5 protein-coding genes are annotated in these 5,012 nt (G+C 72.1%); 1 reads left to right on the forward strand and 4 read right to left on the reverse strand.

The window, feature by feature from the left end:
- Positions 1 to 311: 311 nt before the first annotated feature.
- From C4313_RS10980 to C4313_RS10995, 4 genes are all read right to left on the reverse strand, one after another.
- Positions 312 to 1,298 (reverse strand): GNAT family N-acetyltransferase, encoded by a 987-nt coding sequence (locus C4313_RS10980; RefSeq protein WP_352429902.1) that lies wholly within the window; start codon positions 1,296 to 1,298, stop codon positions 312 to 314.
- A 28-nt stretch (positions 1,299 to 1,326) separates the two neighbouring features.
- The gene (locus tag C4313_RS10985; protein ID WP_352429903.1) at positions 1,327 to 2,412 is read right to left on the reverse strand and encodes a baeRF10 domain-containing protein; all 1,086 of its coding nucleotides are present in this window, start codon (positions 2,410 to 2,412) and stop codon (positions 1,327 to 1,329) included.
- A gap of 95 nt (positions 2,413 to 2,507) precedes the next feature.
- The gene (locus C4313_RS10990; protein ID WP_352429904.1) at positions 2,508 to 3,236 is read right to left on the reverse strand and encodes a DUF72 domain-containing protein; all 729 of its coding nucleotides are present in this window, start codon (positions 3,234 to 3,236) and stop codon (positions 2,508 to 2,510) included.
- On the reverse strand, positions 3,233 to 4,288 hold the full coding sequence (locus C4313_RS10995; protein ID WP_352429905.1) for an L-threonylcarbamoyladenylate synthase: 1,056 nt from the start codon (positions 4,286 to 4,288) through the stop codon (positions 3,233 to 3,235). Before C4313_RS10995 ends, C4313_RS10990 begins: the two co-directional genes overlap by 4 nt.
- 129 nt (positions 4,289 to 4,417) lie before the next feature.
- Here C4313_RS10995 and C4313_RS11000 point away from each other — a divergent pair.
- A partial coding sequence (locus C4313_RS11000) for a DUF711 family protein (RefSeq protein ID WP_352429906.1) occupies positions 4,418 to 5,012 on the forward strand: 595 nt, incomplete at its 3' end.

Here is a 5,012-nt window from a genome sequence, read left to right on the forward strand (position 1 = left end):
CTGGGGGCGGCGGCCCGGCGCCTGGCCGTCGCCCGCTACGATTGGGAACACACCCTCGCCCCCCTCGAGGCCCTTTACCGAGAGCGGATCCTCCGTCCGCGCAGCGGCGCCCCGGCCTGATTCGCTGTCCACGGCCTCGGTTCCTCTCAGGATCAGGCCACCGGTGATCCCCCCATCCCCCCGCGCCGATCCCACTGATCCACCAGGATCCCGATAAAGGGGCTAGGAAGATCCCCGGCGCCAGATCCATTATCGTGGCCAGGGCCAGTACCGTTGCCTGGATCGCGGGAGGCAGCGGGGATCAGGCGGGGTCATCCCGCATCGCCCCAGCCCTCGGGGGCGAGGTCCCGCCGCATGCCGATGAGGGTGCGGACCGGGTGGAACCCGGCCGCCATCAGGGCAGCGGCCAGGTCCGGCTCCTCGCCGGTGACGGCCATCAGTGGGGGGCCCGGGGCGATTTCCGCCAGGGCCAGGGCGAGGAGCCACTGGAGGGGCGGGGAAGGAACCGTTTGGGGGCGGCGGAAGAGCCGAAGGGTGGGGATGCCCTCGCGACGGACCCAGGCCGCCAGCGCCTGGGGATCCCCCGACTCGGTCTCCAGAAGCCACAGGGGCCGGGGGCGCCAGCGGAAGGGCCATCCAGGGGGCCACGCGGAGAGCCCCTCGAAGGGCTCAAAGAGGCGCAGCGCCGGGCTCTCCGCCATCCGAACGAGGTCGAGGAGCGCGGACAGGTCCCGCGTCGGGCGGGCCGGACGGACGTGGAAGCCGGGGACCGGGGTCGGCTCCGGCGGGGAGAGGTGCTCCCGCCGCCATATCCGGATCCGTCCGATCTCCACAAACCCCAGGCCCTGGTAGAGCCGGAGGGCCGGCAGGTTGTCCGCCCGAACCTGCAGGACCGCCCAGCGGGCCCCGTGCGCCCGGGCGTAATCCAGACACGCGGAGACCAGCGCCCGGGCGATCCCGCGTCGCCGGAAATCGGGGGCCACGGCCACGTTGGCGATCAGCCATCCCGTCGAGCCCGGCCGGAGGCGCCGGACCATCGTGTAGCCCACGATGCGTCCTTCCTCAACCCAAACGTATCCCGGCGCGAAGCGCTCGCCGGGCGGCAGGAAAACCTCCAGCCCGCGCAGGAGCCACCCCAGGCGGGACCAGCGGCGCAGTTCTCGGATCACCCGCCAGCCGACCTCGTCCAGTTCCCCGGAGAAGGCCTCCGCCAGCAGATCGGCGATCCCGTGCAGATCCCGCCGGACATCCGCAGGGCGCAATCCGTGTGGCGCCGGGCTCCCCTCGGCGATGACCACCCGCGGCCTCCCGCTCTCACCCGCCCCCTCAATAACGCAGGAGGGCGGCGACCCCGACCTCCTGGAGCCGGGGATGGCCCTCGACGATCTCCACCTGTCCGCCGTTCTCCAGCACCGTCGCGATCAGCCAGTCCACCGCGTCCGGGAGGGTCTCGAAGGCGGCGCCGCAGAAGGGGCATGTCTCCCGCCGGATGGCCGTGAGGAAACCGCACCCGGTGCACCGGTAGGCCGGGGCGTGGAAGCCATCGGCCACCAGGAGCACGTGGACGCGCCCCTCCGCCGCCGCCCCCAGCGTGTCGTCCAGGTTCATCACGCCGTTGGCTCCCTTCGCCGCGGCGGTGATCGTCGCGTCCACCAGGGCGAACTCCCGCTCCCGCTCCACCTGTTGGAGCACCCGCAGGGCCGCCTCCCGGATCTCCCCCTCCTCCGACATCCGGTCCCCAGGGACGGTCCCGGCGATCCGCTCCCGCCAGGGCCGGGGCAGTTGCTCCCGGAACTCCACAACGGTGGGGTCGGCCCCGCCCAACAGCAGGTAGCGGGGCTGGTGGCGCGCGCAGAAGGCGGCCGTCAGTTCCGCCGCTTCCTTCAGGTTCCGATAGGCGACCTCGTCCTCGTGGCGCTGGAGCTTCTCGGCCCCCCAGCCGCCCTGCTTGTGGCGCTTGATAGGCTCCCCGTGGAGCTCCAGCGACTCCTGAAGCACTCCCATCTGATAGAAGAGCAGACGGACGTGGGTTTTGTCCACCAGGGCCACCAGGAACCGGCCGTAAGCGTCCCACAGCCGCGCCAGGGGGAAGACGGAAGGCTTGCGGCCGGCGAAAGCCAGGTTCGGGGTGGGGACGGCGAGGACGAAGGCGCGCCAGATCCCCCGGGCCTGGGCCGAGAAGAGGGCCAGCCCGCGCCCGGATCCATCGTATTCCCGTTCCACAAAGCGCTGAGCGGCCTCCAGATCCTCCCGCGCGATCTCCTCCTTCACGCGCTCCAGGAGGTGCCGCAGGTTCAGCCGGTAATGATCCTTGGTCAGACGTCGCGGGTCCACATCCAGATACAGGCTCAGGATCGGGACGTCGGGGCTCTCCAGCGCCGCCAGTTCCCGCAGCGTCTGCTCGGTCAACATGCTGGACCTCCCGCGTTCTCGGTTCGCCCGCGTGCTCAGCGGGGTGGGGCTCTCCGGGGGATCAGCCGGCCGGGCCTGCGCGCCTTTCCTGAGACCTATTTTAACGCCTTTCCGCGCATCCGCTCCTGGAAGCGCAGGGCGTCTTCCCACATCGAAACGTTGTTGAAGAACACGTAGATCTCCTCAAAGGGTTGGCACCAGCCCTCGAGGGCCTCGAGGTCGGCGTCCGTGTAGCGGTAGGCGTAGCCGGTGCGGCCGTGCAAGCGGAAATAGGCCGTCCCCTCGGTGACCGGGGGCTGGGCGAAGGGATCCACGGCGTGGATCAGGCCATGGCGGGCACAGATCCGCCGCACCTCCTCCGCCGGCCAATCCCCCCGCGGCTCCCAGGCGATGCGGAAGGGAGCGGGCCGGGCGCGCTCGAGGAAGGCCTCCAGGTTCCGGACGTGTTCCGGCGTTGGGGTGAAGGAGGCCGGGCACTGCAGGAGGATCACCGTTGCGCCTAGGGCGCGGGCCGCCTCCAGGGTGGCCTCCCACGCCCGCCACACCACCGGAGTGTCTTGGAACCCGCCGGCCTTCGCCCGCTCCTCTGGGCGCAGGGGCCGTCGCAGCCGACGGTAAGTGGGGCTGCTGGCGGGATGGGTGACGACCTGCCACGCCTTGAGGGTGAACACGAAATCCGGCCCCGCCTCCTCCCGCCAGCGCCGCAGGGTCTCCGGCCGGGGCGGGTCGTAGAAGGTCTGTTGGACCTCCACCGCTCGAAAGGCCCGGAAATACACCGAGCGGGCTTTGGGGAACCCGCAACAGCCGATGTGGATTCGCTTCAATCCCCGGCCTCCCCAACGTGGACCACGCGACCCCCGGCGGCGCGGACCAGGCGATCCCGGATGGCCAGGCCCAGCCCCTGAGTCCCAAACTCCCGGGCGAGGATGAGGTCCGGGCCCTGGGCGTCCAGGTCCCGGAGGGCTTGGTAGAGCCGCCGGGCGATGCCCTCCAGGTCGTTCTCGGAGCCCAGAACAGCGAGGATCACCGGCAGGCCGGCGAGGGCCTCCCGGTCCTCCTCCGCGATCAACGCCCCCACGCGGCAGCCCGCCCGCAAGTAGCGTTCCGCCAGGTCCCGAAGCCGGGCGCGCACCGCCGGCCGGGGTCCCAGCAGGACCACCATCTCCGCCCTGGGGGCGTAGTGCTTGGGCAGCATGCCGGGGGCGGGGGCCGGCCCCTCCACCGAACGGTCGAACAGCGCCACCGGGCCCAGGAGCTCCTCCAGGACTTCTCGCGGCAGCCCCCCGGGCCGCAGGATCGTCGGGATCGGCCGGGTGAGGTCCAGGACGGTGGATTCCACCCCGATGGGGGTCGGCCCGGCGTCCAGGATCAGGTCCACGGTGTCTCCCAGGTCCTCCAAGACGTGCTGGGCCGTCGTCGGGCTGGTGCGCCCGAACCGGTTGGCGCTGGGGGCGGCCACCGGGACGCCGGCCGCCCGGAGGAGGGCGAGGGCCACCGGATGGGCCGGCATGCGGATGGCCACCGTTGGCAGCCCCGCTGTGGCCACGTCGGGGACGATCGGTTGTTTGGGCAGCACCAAGGTCAGGGGGCCGGGCCAGAAGCGCCGGGCCAGGGCCCAGGCCGCAGGGGGGACCTCTCGGGCCAGCCGGGGCAGCAGCGCCAGATCGGCGATATGCAGGATCACCGGGTCGGTGGCCGGTCGGCCTTTGGCCTGGAACAGGCGCGCCAGCGCCGCCGGGTTCAGGCCGTCCGCTCCCAGCCCATAGACGGTCTCGGTGGGGAAGGCGACCAGGCCTCCGGCCCGCAGGATCGCCGCCGCCCGGGCGATCACTTCGGGATCCGGTCGCTCCGCATCCACCGGCACCATCTGCGCCATCGCGCGCCTCCTCCAAACGATTGTGCGGGAAGGATGAGGGGCCGACAAGCCCGCCCGGCGTTTCCCTGGATCGCGGTTCGGGACTATCCTTGCCCGTACACCCGACCAGCCTGACCGACAGGAGGCCTGATGCGCATCCGGGCCATCACGGTCTTCGTCCATCCGGATCCGCGAGGAGGGATCCCGACGGTGGCAGGGCGGCTGGCCCAGGCGGCCCGGGAGGCCCTCCAGGAGGACGGCTGGGAGGTGCAGACGCTGCGCGTGGCCCTCACCCCCCCGGATCCCTCGGAGGGGCCGGAGGCGCTCCTGGCCCGGGCCGTGGAGGGGGAGGCCGCCGCTCAGGATCTCGGGTTCGATTACCTCAGCCTGGGCCCGATGGGGCCGCACGCCCCATGGATCCCCCATGTGTTCGCCCGGACCGAGCGGACGTTCGCGGCTTTCTCGTTGGAGGAGCCGGAGGCGGCGGCCCTGGCGGCCCGGATCCTCCGGGAGAACGCCGCCCTGTCTCCCAATGGCTTTGCCAACCTCCGGTTCGCCGTCCTCAGCCGTGTGCCGCCCCTCTGCCCCTTCTTCCCAGCCGCCTTCCACGACGGCGGTCCCCCGGCGCTGGCGGTGGCCACTGAGGCGGCAGACCTGGCCGTCGCGGCGGCCCGCGCCGCCCCGACGCCGGTCGGTGCTCTGGCCATGCTTCAGGCCCAGATCGAGGCGGCCGGCCGGCGGCTGG

This window comes from Thermoflexus sp., assembly GCF_040289485.1.
In the GTDB taxonomy this organism is placed as follows: Bacteria; Chloroflexota; Anaerolineae; order Thermoflexales; family Thermoflexaceae; genus Thermoflexus.

What these genes read in the sequence shown, in the direction of transcription:
- C4313_RS10985 (WP_352429903.1), bottom strand. Translation starts at nt 2,412, where the DNA reads ATGTTGACCGAGCAGACGCTGCGGGAACTGGCGGCGCTGGAGAGCCCC.
- C4313_RS10995 (WP_352429905.1), bottom strand. Translation starts at nt 4,288, where the DNA reads ATGGCGCAGATGGTGCCGGTGGATGCGGAGCGACCGGATCCCGAAGTG.